Source organism: Agrobacterium sp. 33MFTa1.1 (assembly GCF_004328495.1).
GTDB classification, from domain to species: Bacteria; Pseudomonadota; Alphaproteobacteria; order Rhizobiales; family Rhizobiaceae; genus Agrobacterium; species Agrobacterium pusense.
Genome location: NZ_CP036359.1, coordinates 1,537,966 through 1,554,695, shown reverse-complemented (window position 1 = coordinate 1,554,695; position 16,730 = coordinate 1,537,966). Strand labels below are relative to the sequence as shown.

The following is a 16,730-nucleotide window of genomic DNA, read 5'->3' as shown; positions in this document are numbered from 1 at the left end:
CGCGCAGATGCCCTATCAAGGGCATCCGTATCAATTGATGATCAGCAATAAGCGGGGGCCGGCGAAAGCCGGCTCCCTTCATGCTGCTGCGCGCCCGACCTCCTGATCGTGCCGAGCAGCAGTCGAAAAATCAGGACGTATTGAGGCACCATCCTCACGCTGAACCGTGCGGCGGTTCAGTTTGAACAGGCTGACAAGCTGGGCTAATGCATCCGCACCCTGCGCGAGCGTGGTGCTGATTACGGTGGTGCGTGCGCTCATGGCGGCATTTTCCTGCGTCATCCGGTCCAGCCGGTTGACCGCCTTGTTGATCTCACTGATGCCGACAGCCTGCTCGTCCGCTGCCTTGGCGATCATGTCAACGTTGCCGTCAATATGCCTGACCAGCGCGTCGATCTGCTTCAGCGCTTCGCCCGTTTCACCCACGAGCCTTACCCCTTCAAGGACCTCGCTGCCGGAATTGTTGATCAGCGCCTTGATTTCCTTGGCGGCACCAGCGGAACGCTGTGCAAGCTCGCGCACCTCCTGCGCCACCACGGCAAAGCCCTTGCCGGCTTCACCCGCGCGGGCGGCTTCCACGCCCGCATTCAGCGCCAGCAGGTTGGTCTGGAAGGCGATCTCATCGATAACACCAATGATCTGACTGATTTCCCGCGATGCTGTCTCGATGCGCTGCATGGCATTGACCGTGCGCTCAACGACCTCGGTCGAGGCCGCGGTGGATGTGCGTGCACTGTGAACCAGCTTGCGGGTCTCTTTCATGTTTTCCGTGGATGAACGAACCGTCGCCGTGATTTCCTCCAGTGCCGCAGAGGTTTCTTCCAGCGCTACGGCCTGTTCGCGCGAACGTTCCGCCAGATTGACGGAAGCCTCGCTGACTTCCTGGCTGCTGCGGGTCAGATCGCCCGTCTGGCCGAGAACATTTTCCAGCGTCTTCTGGAATTCCGCGATGGACTTGTTGAAATCGCGCCGCAGGCTCTCAAATTCACCCACGAAGGGTTTGTCCAGCGTGACACGGATGTTGCATTGGGAGAGCCGCTCAAGCGCCGCGCCAAGCTCCTCCACCGCATGCATGCGGTCCGTCACGTCGAAGGCAAACTTCGCCACCTTCAAGACACGGCCCTGCTCATCCAGTATCGGATTATAGGACGCCTGGATGAAAACGCGTTTGCCGTCCTTGCCGAGCCGCATGAACTGCCCGGCAGAGAAACGGCCGCTCCTCAGCTCCTGCCAGAAATCACGATATTCCTGGGACTGGGCATAAGCTGGCTCACAGAACATCGAATGATGCTTGCCTACAATTTCCTGCGCCGTGTAACCAAGCGCCGCGAGGAAATTCTCGTTGGCGCTGAGGATCTTCCCATCTGGTGTAAATTCGATCATGGCCTGCGCGCGGGAGAGAGCAGCCAGCTTGCCGTCATCTTCCATGCTCTTGCGCTTGATCACGGTGATATCGGTTGCAACCTTGACGATCTTGTAAGGTTTACCGAAACGAAAGACGGGATTATAGGAAGCTTCGATCCAGATTTCGTCGCCGTTTTTTGCCCGGCGCCGATATTGACCCTGATCATATTCGCCGCGCGAGAGTTTCGCCCAGAACGCGTTGTATTCCGCATTGGCAGCCTCTTCGGGAGCGACAAACATGCTGTGGTGCCGTCCGATGATTTCGGACTGCTGATAACCCACCGCTTTGCAGAAATTATCGTTCGCCTTCAGAATTTTCCCGGTCAGATCGAATTCGATGATGGCCTGCGAACGGTTCAGGGCGTCAAGTACCGCAGATGCATCCAGACCGAGTTTGGAAAAGTGAGACATGCCTTTAAAACCCCCAAATTAACCGCTGCGCAGACCCACTGCCCCTCCGAATGAGAAGGGATGAACATGGATGGGCCTGACTGCACGCGAAACTAGCCAGACACTGTTAAATAGCGATTAATAATGGCTCATAACTATCTAAGCCGCGACCTAGCCGATGGGCAAAACGCACTGATGTGCATGGCGGCCTCCCCCACCGCGGAACCGCTTATTTGCCACAGTGCTGATATTTCTATCGCCGCAGCGTGATGCGACCTTTCATACCCTCTGCATTCATTGTTATGGCGGGCTTGAGAGATTTGTATTGCAGGAGCGCCGATGACCAAAACCCTGAAATGCGACGTGCTGGTGGTCGGCACCGGCATTATCGGTTCCATGGCAGCGCTTTATCTGCAGAATGCCGGGCGTGACGTCGTGCTTCTTGAGCGTGGCGACATCTCCCGCGGTGCGAGTTCCGGTAATGCCGGCATATTGGCCTTTCCGGAAATCATCCCCATTCCCGCGCCCGGTATCATGAAAAAAGCCCCGCGCTGGCTTTTTGATCCGCTCGGACCTCTCAGCGTGCCACCGGCCTATGCACCGAAGATCGCCCCGTGGCTTTGGCGTTTCTGGCGCGCCAGCGCCGAACGCAGTTTCCGTCATGGGCTGAAATCACTCATGGAAATCAACCGGCTGGCCGCCATCGAAATGGCCCACATCGCTGCCATGCCCGAGCTCTCGCCCTTCATCTCAAAAACCGGCACGCTTCATATTTATGACAGCGAGGCGAGCCTCAACGCCGCCCGTAAGGATTGGGACGAAAAGGAAAAAGCCGGCTTCGCATTCCAGCGCGTTGACCGCAACGAAATCGAAGAGCTGCAGCCGGGCCTGGCGCCGCAGTTCCGCCACGCGGTGTTTTCGGCGGATGGCCTGCAGGTCTCCGATCCCTATGATTTCACCCGCGCCATATTTGATCTTGTGATCTCACGCGGAGCCAGCCTTCGCAAAGGCGAAGCTCAGCGTATCGACGCAGTGGGCGAAAGTACGATCGTCACGCTGGAGAACGGCGACAAGATCGACGCCGACAAAGTGGTGATCGCCTGTGGAGCATGGTCCAAAAAACTTGCGGCGACGCTTGGCAACATCGTGCCGCTGGAAACGGAACGAGGATACAACACGACCCTGCCTGTCGGTGCTTTCAACCTGACACGCCAGCTTTATTTCAACGACCACGGCTTCGTTGTGACCCCCTTGTCGACTGGCATCCGCGTCGGCGGCGCCGTCGAACTCGGCGGGCTGGAACTGAAGCCGAACTTCCGCCGCGCGGAAGCCATGTTGAAAAAAGCGGAACGTTTCCTTCCCGGCCTCAAACTGGAAGGCGGACGGCAATGGATGGGGTTCCGCCCCTCCATGCCGGACTGTCTTCCCGTCATTGGCACCGCGCGGACGACACCCTCCGTTATCTACGCCTTCGGCCACGGTCATCTGGGGTTGACCCAGTCGGCGGCCACAGCCCGGCTGGTGACGCAGATGGCAAACGGCGACGAAACGTCCATCTCGGTCGATCCCTTCCGCCCGGGACGGTTTTCCTGAAAATGGGGTAGCACTGGCGACGCCAGGGCCCGGCCTCGCCAGCAATACGGGTTATTTCACCGTCTGCGTGGAATCGTCAGGGAATTCCACTGTCGCGAAGGACGGGTAGACCTTTCGCAGGATGGTCACCTGCTGCTGATCGCTCACCCGGAGCAAATACCAGTCCGAACCGTCGATCAGCGCCAGCGTGTGGGACTTCGCCTCTATGGTCTGACCGCCGGTTTCCATAACGGTTTTTGTCGGAATGAGCGCATAGGGCGTGCCATCCGGCGTCTCAGTCAGGCTGATCGCCCGCGCGTCCATGGTGAATTCGGTTATCTTGACCGCCGCGAGCGCCATCTGCATCTGCGCCGTCAAGGCGCTCCGCAACTGCTCCACGGTGACACCCGCATCACTGGCGATGAACTCGAAGATTTTCGGCGGCACAGTCTTGCCGACCGTTTCGAAATCCTGCGCATTCAGGGCGGTGCTGAAACGCTCTATCTGGGCATTCAGCCTCTCCTGCTCGGCAGGAGAGAGATCACGCGCGGAGACGGGACATGCAACCGCAATCAACAGAAACAGACAGGATAAAAGGCGTTTCATGCCCGGCCTTCCCGGTTGTCCGGCAGAACCCTTACCCGTAAGGGCAACAGCCCGCAAACCGTTCGATCAGCGCAGCAGAACGAACCCGGCCGCCGACAGAACGAGAAAGACAACGAGACCGCCAAGGAAGCCCGCGGATGTGAAAAAACCGGCAACCATGGCCAGCATCAGCACGCACAGCATCATGGTGCCGTATTTGGTCAAGGCCAGAAAACCGTTATAGGTCTTTTCGTGTTCGGCGTAGTTCATTTCAGCGCCAAGTTCGACCGGACCTGTATGGTGTTCGCTCATTCCACTTCCCCTTTGCTCCATCCGTCATTCCCGTCCTGCGGGGAAATCTGCCCCGCGGACGATCACGGGCCATGCCGGATTCTCCGGTGCCAGAGGTAACATGAAGTGGTCGAAAAGCGCAATGCGTTCCGCACGAAAGTGTCACGCCGCCATCCGTCGGACCGGCTCCCAAGGACAATACTTGCCTTCCGGGAACATTCTTTCGTTAATAGTTGAAAAGGGCCACCGTTCTTGCTCTTTGCGTGCGGTTTCGGTTGCTTTTCGAACCGCCTGCCCATACACGGATTCTGTGGGGAGGAACTCCGGAACCGATGGGTGCGGACGCGCGTGGAGGCGCGGCCGTTGCAGGGGTATCGGGCTTTGCTCTCCGCCATAAACCCGCAAAGGGCCCGGCAAGGGAAGAGGGGAAAGTCATGAAATCGCTTTTAAAAATAAGTGCGCTGATAGATTCTGCGAGCGAGGCACTGGGCAAGGTCGCCGGTTATCTCGTGCTCATCTGCTGCCTCGTCAGCGCCGGTAACGCGATGGTCCGTTACGCCTTGAACTACAGCTCCAACGGCTGGCTCGAAATCCAGTGGTACATGTTCGCCTTCATCGTGCTGATCGGCGCTTCCTATACTCTGCGCATGAACGAGCATGTTCGGGTCGACATCATCTATGGTGCGATTTCACCGCGCAGCCGCATCTGGGTGGATATTGTCGGCATTGTGCTGTTCCTGCTGCCCGGCTGCCTTTATCTAGCCTGGCTGTCCTGGCCCATGTTCACCCTGTCCTGGAATCAGGGCGAAATGTCTTCCAATGCCGGCGGCCTGATCCGCTGGCCCGTGAAACTCATCATCTTCGCCGGTTTCGCCCTTCTGGTTCTTCAGGGGTTTTCCGAACTCATCAAGCGCATAGGCGCCCTCAACGGGCTTTATGCGCTCGATACGAAGTACGAAAAACCCCTGCAATGATCGCGCCGATCTGAACCTTCAGGATATTCCCATGTTTGAATACGGTATTCTTCCGCCACTGATGTTCATCGGCATGATTATCTTCATGCTTTACGGATTTCCGGTGGCTTTCTCGCTTGCCACCGTCGGCCTCGTTTTTGGCGTCATCGGCATCTTCACCGAGCATTTTTCACCGGCTTTTCTTCAGGCCCTGCCCCTGCGCATCTTCGGCATCGTTTCGAACGACCTTCTGCTGGCCATTCCCTTCTTCACCTTCATGGGCGCTATTCTGGAGCGTTGCGGCCTTGCGGAAGACCTGCTCGAAGGAACGGGGAAGCTTTTCGGCGCTATACCGGGCGGACTTGCCTATGCCGTCATCATTGTCGGCGCGATCCTGGGCGCGATCACCGGCACGGTTGCGGCCTCGGTCATCACCATGGGCGTCATCTCGCTGCCCATCATGCTGAAATACGGCTATAATCCGCGACTTGCCACCGGCGTCATCGCCGCCTCGGGCACGATCACACAGGTCATTCCGCCCTCGCTGGTGCTGATCGTCCTTGCCGACCAGCTCGGTAAATCCGTGGGCGACATGTATCTCGGCGCGATCGGTCCGTCGATCCTGCAGGTGGCGATCTTCATGCTCTTCATCCTGCTGATGTCGATCGTGCGGCCCAAGGACCTTCCGGCTTTGCCGCCGGAGGCACGCGGTGAGCTTAACCGGGCGCTGGTGTTGCGTGTGCTGGCGGGCATGATCCCCTCCATCGTGCTCATCTTCCTCGTGCTCGGCACCATCTTTCTCGGCCTCGCAACACCGACGGAAGCCGGAGCGCTCGGCGTTGTCGGCGCGATGGCGCTGGCGGCGGCACATCGGCGGCTCAGCTGGGACCTCGTCAAGCAGGGAATGCATTCCACCATGCACATCACGTCGATGGTGGTGTTCATCCTGGTCGGCGCGACCTGCTTTTCGCTCGTATTCCAAGGCATGGATGGTTCGCTTTGGATCGAGCACATGTTGTCGGGCATTCCGGGCGGTCCTATCGGCTTCCTGATCTTCGTCAACATCTTCATCTTCTTCCTCGCCTTCTTCCTCGATTTCTTCGAGATCGCCTTCATCGTCATTCCAATGCTGGCGCCGATAGCCCAGTCGCTCGGCATTGACCTCATCTGGTTCGGCGTGCTGATCTGCATCAACATGCAGACGAGCTTCATGCACCCGCCCTTCGGATTTGCATTGTTCTACCTGCGTTCCATCGCGCCGCGCACCGTCAAGACATCGGATATCTACATGGGCGCCATTCCCTGGCTCGGCATGCAGCTCATCCTCGTCGCCATCGTGATATTCTGGCCGGAATCCGTCACCTACTGGATAGACAAGGCTCCCGACGTCGATCTGAATTCCATCAAGATCGAGGTGCCCGCCTTCGGTAATCAGGGTGGCAACACCATGCCCAATTTCGGCTTGCCAGGAGGCCAGCCAGGAGGAATGCCGGGCATGCCAAATCTGGGCGAGCCGCCGAAGATCGGGCCTTGACAGGCATCCTGTAAGGGCCGGAAACGCCTGTGATTGCGAAGACGGGGTACGCTCCCGCCTTCCGTTCATTCTCTTTAGAAACGGACCCGGGCAGTCACTATACTGCCTGTCCGGTTCTTCTTGATGACGAATGCAACGCTCAGCGTTTTCCACATCGCGTCACGTCCACGATTGAGACCAATGGCCGGGGCTGGGGGCGCCGATCTCAGCCGGCACTCCGGCTGGTCGCCCATCCTGCGATTGCGCTCTGAAGGACCCGATCATAAACCATCCTTTGTTGTCGAATGCATGAGGGTACGCGCACAACAAAAACCCCGGAGACCGAAATCTCCGAGGCCTTTGCCCGGTCCGCCGCCGTTACTGAATAATCAGAGCTTGCCGTTACGCTGCTGGATCATCATGAAAGTATCGAAGGTGTATTCCGCCAGCTGCATCCACAGATAGCCTTCGCGCTTGAAGGCGACCTGGTCCTCGTAAATCTTCTTGAAGTCCGGATTGGAAGCCGAAATATTGGCGTATACCTCAAGGGCCGCCTTATAGCACGCTTCCAGAATTTCCTGGCTGAAGGGTCTGAGTACCGCGCCTTCAGAAACGAGCTGCTTGATGGCAATCGGATTTTTGGCGTCGTATTTCGCCATCATGCTGGTATTGGCGAAGGCGCAGGCGTCCTGCAGCGCCGTCTGGTAGTTCTTGGGCAGGCTGTTGCACTTGTCCAGATTGACAAAAGAGTGAATGACCGGGCCGCCTTCCCAGAAGGCCGGATAATAATAGTACTTTGCGACCTTCTGGAAGCCGAGCTTGTGGTCGTCATAAGGGCCGACCCACTCGGCGGCGTCGATGGTGCCCTTTTCCAGCGCCGGATAGATATCACCGCCGGCGATCTGCTGCGGCACGACACCAAGCTTTTCAACCACTTTGCCGGCAAGGCCGGCAATGCGCATCTTGACGCCTTTGAAATCGTCAACCGTGTTGATCTCCTTACGGAACCAGCCTCCCATCTGCGCGCCGGTATTGCCCGAAATCATGCCGTAGAGGTTATGTTTGGCGTAGAATTCATTGAGCAGTTTGTTGCCGTTGCCTTCATAGAACCACGAATTGGTCAGGCGAGCATTCAGACCAAAGGGTATCGCCGTCCCGATCGCGAAGGTCGGATCCTTGCCGACATAATAATAGGAGCAGGTATGGCACATTTCCACAGTGCCTGACGATACGGCATCGGCCGCCTGCAAGCCGGGAACGATTTCCCCGGCGGCAAAGGGCTGGATGGTAAAATTGCCGTCGGTGGCGGCAGCGACGTGCTTCGCAATATCCTCGGCACCGCCATAGATCGTATCAAGCGATTTCGGAAATGACGACGTCAGGCGCCAGTTGATCTTGGTATTCTGCTGCGCAATGGCGGGCGCGGCAAGGGCTGCAGTGGCAGCTCCCGCGAGCGCACCTTTTTTCATAAAGGAACGGCGATCCATCTATATCCTCCCAGATATGAACGCTGCCTGCAGCTTTGAATTCCCCTCGTTGCTGTTCAGGCATTGTAGCGAAGTAAGCACGGTTATCGCCCGACTGACAAGCACCCGCACCAAGAATTAATCGCGGAAAAACGCGGTGTTTCCGGGAATTTTCTTCGCATTTTATATTCAACTGAAATATCTCGGCATCTCCTTATACTTTAGGCGCATGCCGGATCAGCAGGAGGCAAAGGCATGCTTGACTTGGTTCGCCGGCGGTCGCACATATTTCGAAGATTCGTTCCGGAGCCGCCATGCCAAAACCCATCATCGCCGTCCCCGCCGACATAAGGCATTTTACCGGAGCCGACTGGCACGCCGCGCAGAACCAGTATGTTTCCGCCGCCCTGAAAGTGGCTGGTGTCATGTCCTTCATCGTACCGGCCTTTGAGGACGGAAACGACGTGGACGCCATTCTCGACCGGGTGGATGGCCTGCTCGTCTCCGGCTCCGCCACCAATGTGCACCCTTCCCTCTACGGAAAGGAGGCGCGGGAGAGCGACGGCCCGTTCGACCAGGCCCGCGACGCCACCAGCCTGCCGCTCATTCGCCGTGCGATCGAGCGCGGCATTCCGATGCTGGCCATCTGCCGAGGAATACAGGAACTGAATGTGGCGCTGGGCGGAACGCTGGCGTCCGAAATTCAGGAGCAGCCGGGCATATGGGACCACCGCAAGCCGGAACATGACGACCGCGACGTCGCCTTTGCCATCCGCCAGCCTGTTCATGTGCGCGAAGGCTCCTGCATTGCACAGCATCTCGGCATGTCGGGCGAAATCCAGATCAACTCGCTGCACAGGCAGGCCATTGCCGAAACCGCGCCGCGCCTGCAGGTGGAGGCGACGGCCGCCGATGGCACAATAGAGGCGGTGTCTGTCATTGACGCAAAAGGATTTGCTGTCGGGGTGCAATGGCATCCAGAATACTGGGCCGAGACGGACGCGCCCTCCCGCGCCCTGTTCGAGGCCTTCGGCAAAGCCGTCCACGACTATCGAAACAGCAAAGCATGAGCCGCTGCTGATCCCCTCGCCGCATGAGGACACAAAAAAGGGGCAAGCCTGAAGGCCTGCCCCAAGGTCTGGGAGGAGGATTTAACGCTTGGCGCGTTTCTTCTGCCGGTAGACGTCGGCGACGACGGCCGCCACGATGATGAGACCTTTGACGATCTCCTGATAGTAGGCGTCCACTCGGAGGAAGGTGAAGCCCGATGTCATGACGCCGAGAATGATCGTACCGATTACCGTTCCGGTGATGCGGCCGGCGCCGCCGGACAGCGAGGTGCCGCCGATGACGGCCGCGGCGATGGCGTCAAGCTCATACATGACGCCCATGCCGGCCTGCGCGGTCTGAGCGCGGGCTGCGGTAACAACACCGGCGAGACCGGCGAGCATTCCGGCAATGGCATAGACCTTGATCAGATGTGCCTCGATATTGATACCGGATACACGTGCGGCCTGCTCATTGGCACCGATTGCATATGTGAACTTGCCATAGCGGGTGTAACGCAGCGCGACGTGGAAAATGATTGCCACGAGCAGGAACACCACGACTGGCCAGATGCCTGTGCCAATGAAATTGAAACCGTCGGTCAGGCCGGAGATCGGCTGACCCTTCGTATACCACTTGGAAATGCCGCGCGCGGTCACCATCATGCCGAGAGTGGCAATGAAGGGCGGGATTTTCGTGCGGGCGATGAGCTGCCCATTGATGAAACCGGCCAACATGCCGGCGAGAATGCCGACAGCAAGCGGGATGATGAACGGCAGGTCGGTGAGCCCGGGATAAAGTGCCCGCGGCCAGGTTGAGGACTGGGCCATGCTGGCGGACAACATCGCCGTGAGGCCGACGACCGACCCGGAGGACAGATCGATGCCGCCGGTAATGATGACCTGCGTCACACCTACCGCTATGATGCCGATCACGGAGACCTGCAGGATCATGATGGTCAGTCGCTGCTGGTTCATCAGGAAGCTCTGGCCGATGAATATCCAGCCGAGAATCTCGTAAATCAGCGCTATGCCGATCAGAATGAAGAAAATATTGGCTTCCGGCGGTATGCGCCGGTGCGGTTTGCGTCCGGATTTGGCATCCAGCTCCGGAGTGGCGGCGGCGTTGCTATTCATATCTGTTCCTCCTCGAGAAATCCCGGCGCGCCTCACCGCGATGCGAGATCCATCACCTTAACCTGCGTGGCTTCACTTCTATCAAGGAAGCCGGTCACCCGACCTTCATGCATGACCATGATGCGGTCGCTCATTCCCAGAACCTCCGGCATTTCGGAGGAAATCATGATGACGGCGACGCCCTGGCGCGCCATCTCACAAACGAGCTTGTGAATTTCCGCCTTGGCGCCCACATCGATGCCGCGCGTCGGCTCATCGAGGATCAGAATGCGCGGCTTGGTCAGCATCCAGCGACCGATCAACACTTTCTGCTGGTTGCCGCCCGAAAGATTTTCGATGCGCTCGTAAAGATGCGGGGTTTTCACCCTCAGCTTGCGGCACATTTCCTCGCAGGCGTCCGACAACGCGTTTTCCTGCACGAAACCATTGGCGACATATTTGTCCTGCAGAACGGCGATCTGCATATTTTCCAGAATGTTCAGGATCAGCAGACATCCCGTGTCCTTGCGATCCTCGGTCAGAAACGCCATGCGATGACGAATGGCTTCCGTCGGGCTGGTGACTGAAACGGGTTTGCCATCGATGCTGATCGTCCCGGAAGACGCGGGCGTCACACCGAAGACTGTCTCTGCAACATTGGAACGACCGGAACCGACCAGGCCCGCGACGCCGAGAATTTCGCCGGCGCGAACGTCAAAGGAAATATCGTGGAACACGCCATCAAGCGTCAGGTTTTTGACCGACAGCACAACGTTGCCGATAGGAACCTCTTCCTTCGGGAACATCTGCGTGATCTCGCGGCCCACCATCATGCGGATGATGTCGTCGCGCGTTACATCGGTAGAGGCATGCGTGCCGATATATTTACCGTCCCGGAAAACAGAGAACTCGTCGGCGATTTCGAACAGCTCGTTCATCTTGTGGGTGATGTAGACGATGCCGATACCGCGTTCCCTAAGATCGCGAATGATGCGGAAGAGATGCTCCACCTCGCGCTCCGTCAGCGCGGATGTCGGCTCGTCCATGATGAGAACGTCGGAATCGTAGGAAACCGCCTTGGCGATCTCGACCATCTGACGGCTGGCGACGGAAAGCTCACCGACCCTTGTTTCCGGATCGAGATCGATACCGAGGCGATCCAGCAGGGCTTCGGTACGGCGGTACATCTCGCCATGATCGATAAGGCCCAGCCGGTTCTTGGGTTCCCGTCTGATCCAGATGTTTTCCGCGACCGTCATGTAAGCCATCAGGTTCAATTCCTGATGGATCATGGCAATGCCGTTTTCCAACGCATCAAGCGGGGAATCGAGACGAATGTCGGCGCCTTTCAGGCGGATTTCGCCGCTGTCTGGCTGGTAGATGCCAGCCAGAATCTTCATCAGCGTCGATTTTCCAGCGCCGTTCTCGCCCATCAGCGCGTGCACGGTGCCGCGCTTTAGCTTGAACTGCACATCATCGAGCGCCACCACGCCGGGAAATTCCTTGCGTATGCCTTCGACGGCGAGAAGGTATTCCGCATTCGGCACGGCGCCGCTGGCGCGCACGGCGGCCATTGTCGATGGACTGACGACCATCTCATCCTCCACAATAGACAAAATTGACCGGAAACAGGCTTCGCCCAATGGCGCACCTTGCCTCCGGGGAGGCTTACAGCGCCATGTCGACCACAACATGCAGGGCGCTGCAACACTCTGAATTCCCTGGAATTCAATCACGATCCGCTCATGCGCCGAAGCTTGTTCGGCGCCGTCGGGAACCGGCATCTGCCTCCAATATCAATCTGAACGGGCGCAGATGCCGGAAGGCGGCCACTAGTTCTTGGCCACGTAGTCCTTGACGTTTTCAGGCGTGACGAGCTGGAAGGGGATGTAAACCTTCTTCTCGACCTTCTCGCCCTTGACGAGCTTCAGCGCGGCATCAAGTGCGCCCTTGCCCTGGCCTGCTGCATCCTGGAAGACCGTGGCGTCGAGATCGCCCGCCTGCATGGCGGCGAGAGCATCCTGCGTGGCGTCCACACCGGCGACGACATAATCCTTCATGTCCTTGCCAGCAGCCTTCAGAGACTGAATGGCGCCGATCGCCATTTCGTCGTTATTGGCGATGACGGCGTTGAACTCGATGCCGCTCGACAGCCAGTTGGTCACGAGGTCGGAACCTTGCGTGCGCTGCCAGTTGGCGGTCTGCTCTTCAACCACGGAAATGCCTTTGCATTCGTCGGTTTTCAAGACATCTTTCGCAGACTGCGTGCGCATGCGCGCCGCCTGGTTCGAGAGCTCGCCCATCATGATGACGGCATTGCCCTTGCCACCGAGGAGGCGGCAAACCTCTTTCGCCTCAAGCGTACCAGCCACCGTTTCGTCGGAGGCGACAAACGCCTGTCCGTCCGGCAGGCTGTCGACGTTCACCGGCTGGCGGTTGACGTAAACGAGCGGAATCTTGGCGTCGGCTGCGAGCTTGGACATGGCCGCTGTCGCATCCGTGTCCACAGGGTTGACGATGATTGCGTCGACCTTGGAAGCGATGAAGTTCTGGATCTGGCTCTGCTGCTTGGCGACGTCGTTCTGCGCATCCTCGACCTGCAGGGTGACGCCCTTCAGTTCCTTAGAATAATCCTGCATGCCATTGCGCAGCACGGTCAGGAAGTTGTCGTCAAACAGCGCCATCGAGACACCTACGGTCTCCGCATGGGCCGCCGTGCCGAGAAGCACAGACAAAGCTGCGCCGATGATAAATTTCTTCATTGTTTTTCTCCTCCGTGGCGTCCGGCGCCGCCTCTCCCAGCCGGAGGCGAACCCGAAAGCCCGCCGCAACCTCCTCACATCAGAAAACGGAATAATGAAACCGATTTTCTGGCTGTTCGATATATTTATTCCATTTTTGGTTCGAACGTCAATGTTTTCTTCGCAGCCCCGCGGCGGAGTGGTGCACAAGGCTGTGATGATGGGAAATTGCGGAGAAAGCGCCTTCCGGATCGCATAGCCGTGGAAGATGCAGAGGCTCGCTCGGCCTCGTTCCCAACCGGGAGGCCGGGCCCATAAGCCGTTGAAATTATGGTTTACGGCTGGAAATCGGGAGAACTCGGCCGTGATGGAAGATTTATTCCAAACCGGCATCCACCGGCTCTCCTTGGAGAAGGCCGGCCGCGCTCAGCTTTTCTTCCGCTCGATATAGTCAGGGGATTTTCCATGCCGCCTCTGGAAATATGGTGGCACGGGCAGCGGCAAAAGGAGGTGCGTAGCGCCTTACCGGTGGGAGCCCGGCATGACATCGGCGGGAATCGGGCAGACATATTTGCTGCCTTCCGTCTTTTCCTGCCATTCCTTCCTGGCACTGGCGAGCAGTTCCGGCGTTGTCATCAGTGAAAGACCTGTCGCTGCAAGCGTTTTGGCGGCATGCACCATGGCCTTATGGGCGGCAGGAGTTTTGCCTTGTGCCACCACCTGCCAGGTATGCGGATTGGTTCCGATCGCCCAGGCGGGTGTCCAGCATTGTGCCGTCGGTGTCACCCAGCTGACGTCACCGACATCGGTGGAGCCGGCCCGAAAATGCGAATGCCCCTCGAAATCCCGCAGGCCGAGATGCAGGGGCGTCGAGCCGTCGATCTTACGGTTGGAAAAGACATCACCCTTTATCTGGTAGAGCCGGATGCTGCTTTTGATCGCCTCGTCAGTAAAAGTATCCTGGATGCGTTTGGCAAAAGCGATATCCGCTTCATCGAAAGCGACAGGGCCAAGCGCCACCATGTTTTCATGCATCGCCGTTTCCAGCGCGATGTTGGGCAGCAGATTGGTGGAGGCGGTATCAAAGACGATCTCCACCTCGGTCTCGGTCATCAGTGCCGCACCGCGCGCCACCTTGTCCACCCGCGCGGCGAGATCAAGCGCCTGACGCATTTCCGGGGCGCGGATCAGATAAAGGACTTCCGCCTTGGCCTGCACCACATTGGCCGCCTTGCCGCCAGTGTCAGTGATTGCATAATGTACCCGGCAATCCTGCGGCATGTGTTCGCGCAGGAAATTGACGCCGACATTCATGAGTTCGACGGCATCGAGCGCCGAGCGGCCGAGATGGGCTGCATTGGAAGCGTGGGCCGCAACGCCCTTGAAACGGTAAAAATATTCCAGCACGGCCAGATTATTGGTCGAGCGTACCCCGTTGAACGGTGCCGGGTGCCAAGTCAGCGCAGCATCAACATCGTCAAACAGGCCGGCACGCACCATGAAGGTCTTACCGGAACCGCCCTCCTCGCCGGGGCAGCCGTAATAACGGACGGTGCCGGGCATATTATTCGCCTTCAGATGCCGGGCGAGCGCAATAGCGGCCATCAATGAGCCGACGCCGAGCAGGTTATGGCCACAGCCGTGGCCGGTGGCGCCCTCCTCTCGCGGCTGCACCTTCGCCACATCAGCCACCTGGCTCATGCCAGCCAGCGCATCGAATTCACCGAGGAAGGCGATAACGGGCTTGCCCCTGCCAAATTCGCCGATGAAGGCGGTTTCCATGCCCGCCACACCGCGCCGAACCGCAAAGCCATTTTCCTCAAGCGCGGCGGCCAGAACGCCGGCAGATTGCCGTTCTTCAAATTTGAGTTCGGCAAAATCCCAGATGCTGTCGCTCAAAGTGGTGAAATCAGGCTTCATCGCCTCGATTTCGGCGGCAATCGCCATCGCGGCATCACGGTTCATGGCTTTTCCTCGCATTTCCGCCCTTTTCGGGCACGCGCAGGCGCTTCGGCAGAGGCACCGCCAAATTACCGCGCTTAATAATGGAAAGCCCGCGCCGGGGTCAGCCGCCGGCGCGGGCAAGGGTGGGTCAGTTGTCGACCGAGACCTCCCAGAGGCGAGCGTTCGACTGCCAGACAGGCTGGCCCTTCAGCTTATTCGTCGCGCCCCAGACATCGACCATGTCATAGAGGAAGATACCCGGCATTTCCTTCAGCATCAGCTCATGGAACTCATCGAAAATCTTCTGGCGTTTCGTCTGGTCGGCCTCAACATAGGCGGCCTTCATCAGCTCGATCGCCTTCGGATCATCCCACATCAGGGAAGCGTTCTTGTCCTTGTTGCCGACATAAAAGGCATACATCAGCGCCGGGTCGAGGCGCGGAGCGACCGACTGCGAGATCACCTGATAATTGCCGGAGCGGCGGCGATCCACCTGGGTGGCATAGTCCAGCACCTCGATCTGCACGTTGAGGCCCGCCTGCTGCATCATCGCCTGCGCCATGACTGCGGCCGGGAAGCTCGGCACGTTGCCACGCTTGTTGGCGATGATCGAGATTGGTTCGCCCTTGTAACCGGCCGCCTCAAGCTCCTTCTTGGCTGCATCGATGTCATAGGCCGGACGCTTCTTCTGGGTCTCACCATAATAGACAGAATCCTGCGAAACCATCGAACCGTTGGCCTCGCCCGTGCCGTTGGATGCGGCGGCAACCAGTTCATCAAGATCGAGTGCCATCGCCATGGCGCGACGCACGCCGGGATTGCTCAGCACCTTGTCACGGGTCTGGATGTAGAACAGGTTCTTGCCGTTGTTGCGGGAAACGATGAGTTGCATCTTTTCGTTGGTCTTGAACTCCGGAATGAGATCGGGGGAAATCTCGGCCGTATCAAGCACGCCGGATTCAAGACCCGCCTTCACGGTCGATGCATCGGGGATGACCATGAACTTGACGCCATCGGCCAGCGGCCGCTTGGAGCCGACCATGCCGTCAGGCTTACCGTCATTTGCCGGAGAAACGTAGTCGGCAAACTTGGCGAGACGGATATACTCGCCCTTCTTCCACTCGTCCCACTGAAAGGGCCCGGTGCCGATCGGCTTGACGAAACTGCCATCGGAAGCAACCGATTCCGGTGAGATCATGCCCGTATAACCGCATTCCGGCCGTGACATGAGGCCCAGGAAAACGCCGGATGGTTTTTCCAGGGTGATCTCGACAGTGGAAGCGTCCGTGGCCTTGACGCCAGTGACGTGTGCTGCGCCGCCCTCGACGAAATCGTTGAGGCAGGCCCATTTGGTTTCCGGCTTCAGGTAACGCGTCCAGTTCCAGACGACATCCTCCGCGGTGAGCGGCTTGCCGTTGTGGAATTTCACGTCCTTGCGCAGCTTGAACGTATAGGTCAGGCCATCAGGGGCGACCTCGACGCTTTCTGCGAGAAGCGGCTTCACCTCACCGGCATTGTTATAGCCGACGAGACCCTCGACGATATGCAGGATGACCCCATCCGTATTGCCATCGCGGTTCACCCCCGGGTTGTTGCTGCGCAGATCCGAGCTCTGCGCAATGGTGATGTCGCGTGCTGCGGTTATGTTGGCCGTTACGAGCAGGGCAACGCCTGCGAGAAGAAGTTTTTTCACTGTTCTACCCTCTTTG

Annotated in this window: 13 protein-coding genes; 4 read left to right on the top strand and 9 right to left on the bottom strand. The window is 58.4% G+C overall.

The features are described from left to right. Nucleotides 1-78: 78 nt before the first annotated feature. Complete coding sequence (locus EYD00_RS20955; protein WP_034498276.1) at nt 79-1,815, bottom strand: methyl-accepting chemotaxis protein; 1,737 nt, start codon at nt 1,813-1,815, stop codon at nt 79-81. A gap of 318 nt (nt 1,816-2,133) precedes the next feature. On the opposite strand from EYD00_RS20955, the gene EYD00_RS20950 reads away from it, so the two are divergent. Further along, nucleotides 2,134-3,387, top strand: coding sequence for an NAD(P)/FAD-dependent oxidoreductase (locus EYD00_RS20950; RefSeq protein ID WP_034498278.1), 1,254 nt, complete (start codon nt 2,134-2,136; stop codon nt 3,385-3,387). 51 nt (nt 3,388-3,438) lie between these two features. On the opposite strand, the gene EYD00_RS20945 is transcribed toward EYD00_RS20950, so the two are convergent. Further along, on the bottom strand, nt 3,439-3,972 hold the full coding sequence (locus tag EYD00_RS20945; protein ID WP_022563610.1) for a hypothetical protein: 534 nt from the start codon (nt 3,970-3,972) through the stop codon (nt 3,439-3,441). Between the two features lie 66 nt (nt 3,973-4,038). Continuing rightward, nucleotides 4,039-4,263, bottom strand: coding sequence for an aa3-type cytochrome c oxidase subunit IV (locus tag EYD00_RS20940; RefSeq protein WP_004438441.1), 225 nt, complete (start codon nt 4,261-4,263; stop codon nt 4,039-4,041). A gap of 413 nt (nt 4,264-4,676) precedes the next feature. Between EYD00_RS20940 and EYD00_RS20930 the strand changes: the two genes are divergently transcribed. Together EYD00_RS20930 and EYD00_RS20925 are read left to right on the top strand one after the other, a co-directional pair. Further along, entirely contained in the window at nt 4,677-5,216 is a 540-nt protein-coding gene (locus tag EYD00_RS20930) for a TRAP transporter small permease subunit (protein ID WP_022563609.1), read from the top strand. 31 nt (nt 5,217-5,247) lie between these two features. Beyond that, complete coding sequence (locus EYD00_RS20925) at nt 5,248-6,729, top strand: TRAP transporter large permease (protein WP_004438436.1); 1,482 nt, start codon at nt 5,248-5,250, stop codon at nt 6,727-6,729. A 368-nt stretch (nt 6,730-7,097) separates the two neighbouring features. Here EYD00_RS20925 and EYD00_RS20920 read toward each other — a convergent pair whose 3' ends face one another. Continuing rightward, nucleotides 7,098-8,195, bottom strand: coding sequence for a TRAP transporter substrate-binding protein (locus tag EYD00_RS20920; protein ID WP_034498281.1), 1,098 nt, complete (start codon nt 8,193-8,195; stop codon nt 7,098-7,100). Nucleotides 8,196-8,488: 293 nt separating this feature from the next. On the opposite strand from EYD00_RS20920, the gene EYD00_RS20915 reads away from it, so the two are divergent. Then, entirely contained in the window at nt 8,489-9,244 is a 756-nt protein-coding gene (locus EYD00_RS20915; protein ID WP_004438429.1) for a gamma-glutamyl-gamma-aminobutyrate hydrolase family protein, read from the top strand. Nucleotides 9,245-9,325: 81 nt separating this feature from the next. Here the strand turns inward: EYD00_RS20915 and EYD00_RS20910 are convergent, their stop codons facing one another. From EYD00_RS20910 to EYD00_RS20885, 5 genes are all read right to left on the bottom strand, one after another. Then, complete coding sequence (locus EYD00_RS20910) at nt 9,326-10,357, bottom strand: ABC transporter permease (protein ID WP_022563607.1); 1,032 nt, start codon at nt 10,355-10,357, stop codon at nt 9,326-9,328. Nucleotides 10,358-10,389: 32 nt separating this feature from the next. Further along, on the bottom strand, nt 10,390-11,931 hold the full coding sequence (locus tag EYD00_RS20905) for a sugar ABC transporter ATP-binding protein (protein WP_034498283.1): 1,542 nt from the start codon (nt 11,929-11,931) through the stop codon (nt 10,390-10,392). A 237-nt stretch (nt 11,932-12,168) separates the two neighbouring features. Beyond that, nucleotides 12,169-13,098, bottom strand: coding sequence for a sugar ABC transporter substrate-binding protein (locus EYD00_RS20900; RefSeq protein ID WP_034498286.1), 930 nt, complete (start codon nt 13,096-13,098; stop codon nt 12,169-12,171). Between the two features lie 501 nt (nt 13,099-13,599). Continuing rightward, a complete protein-coding gene (locus EYD00_RS20890; RefSeq protein ID WP_034498288.1) occupies nt 13,600-15,042 on the bottom strand; it encodes a M20 family metallopeptidase in 1,443 nt (480 codons plus the stop codon). A gap of 127 nt (nt 15,043-15,169) precedes the next feature. Next, entirely contained in the window at nt 15,170-16,714 is a 1,545-nt protein-coding gene (locus EYD00_RS20885; protein ID WP_034498291.1) for an ABC transporter substrate-binding protein, read from the bottom strand. Nucleotides 16,715-16,730: the final 16 nt, after the last annotated feature.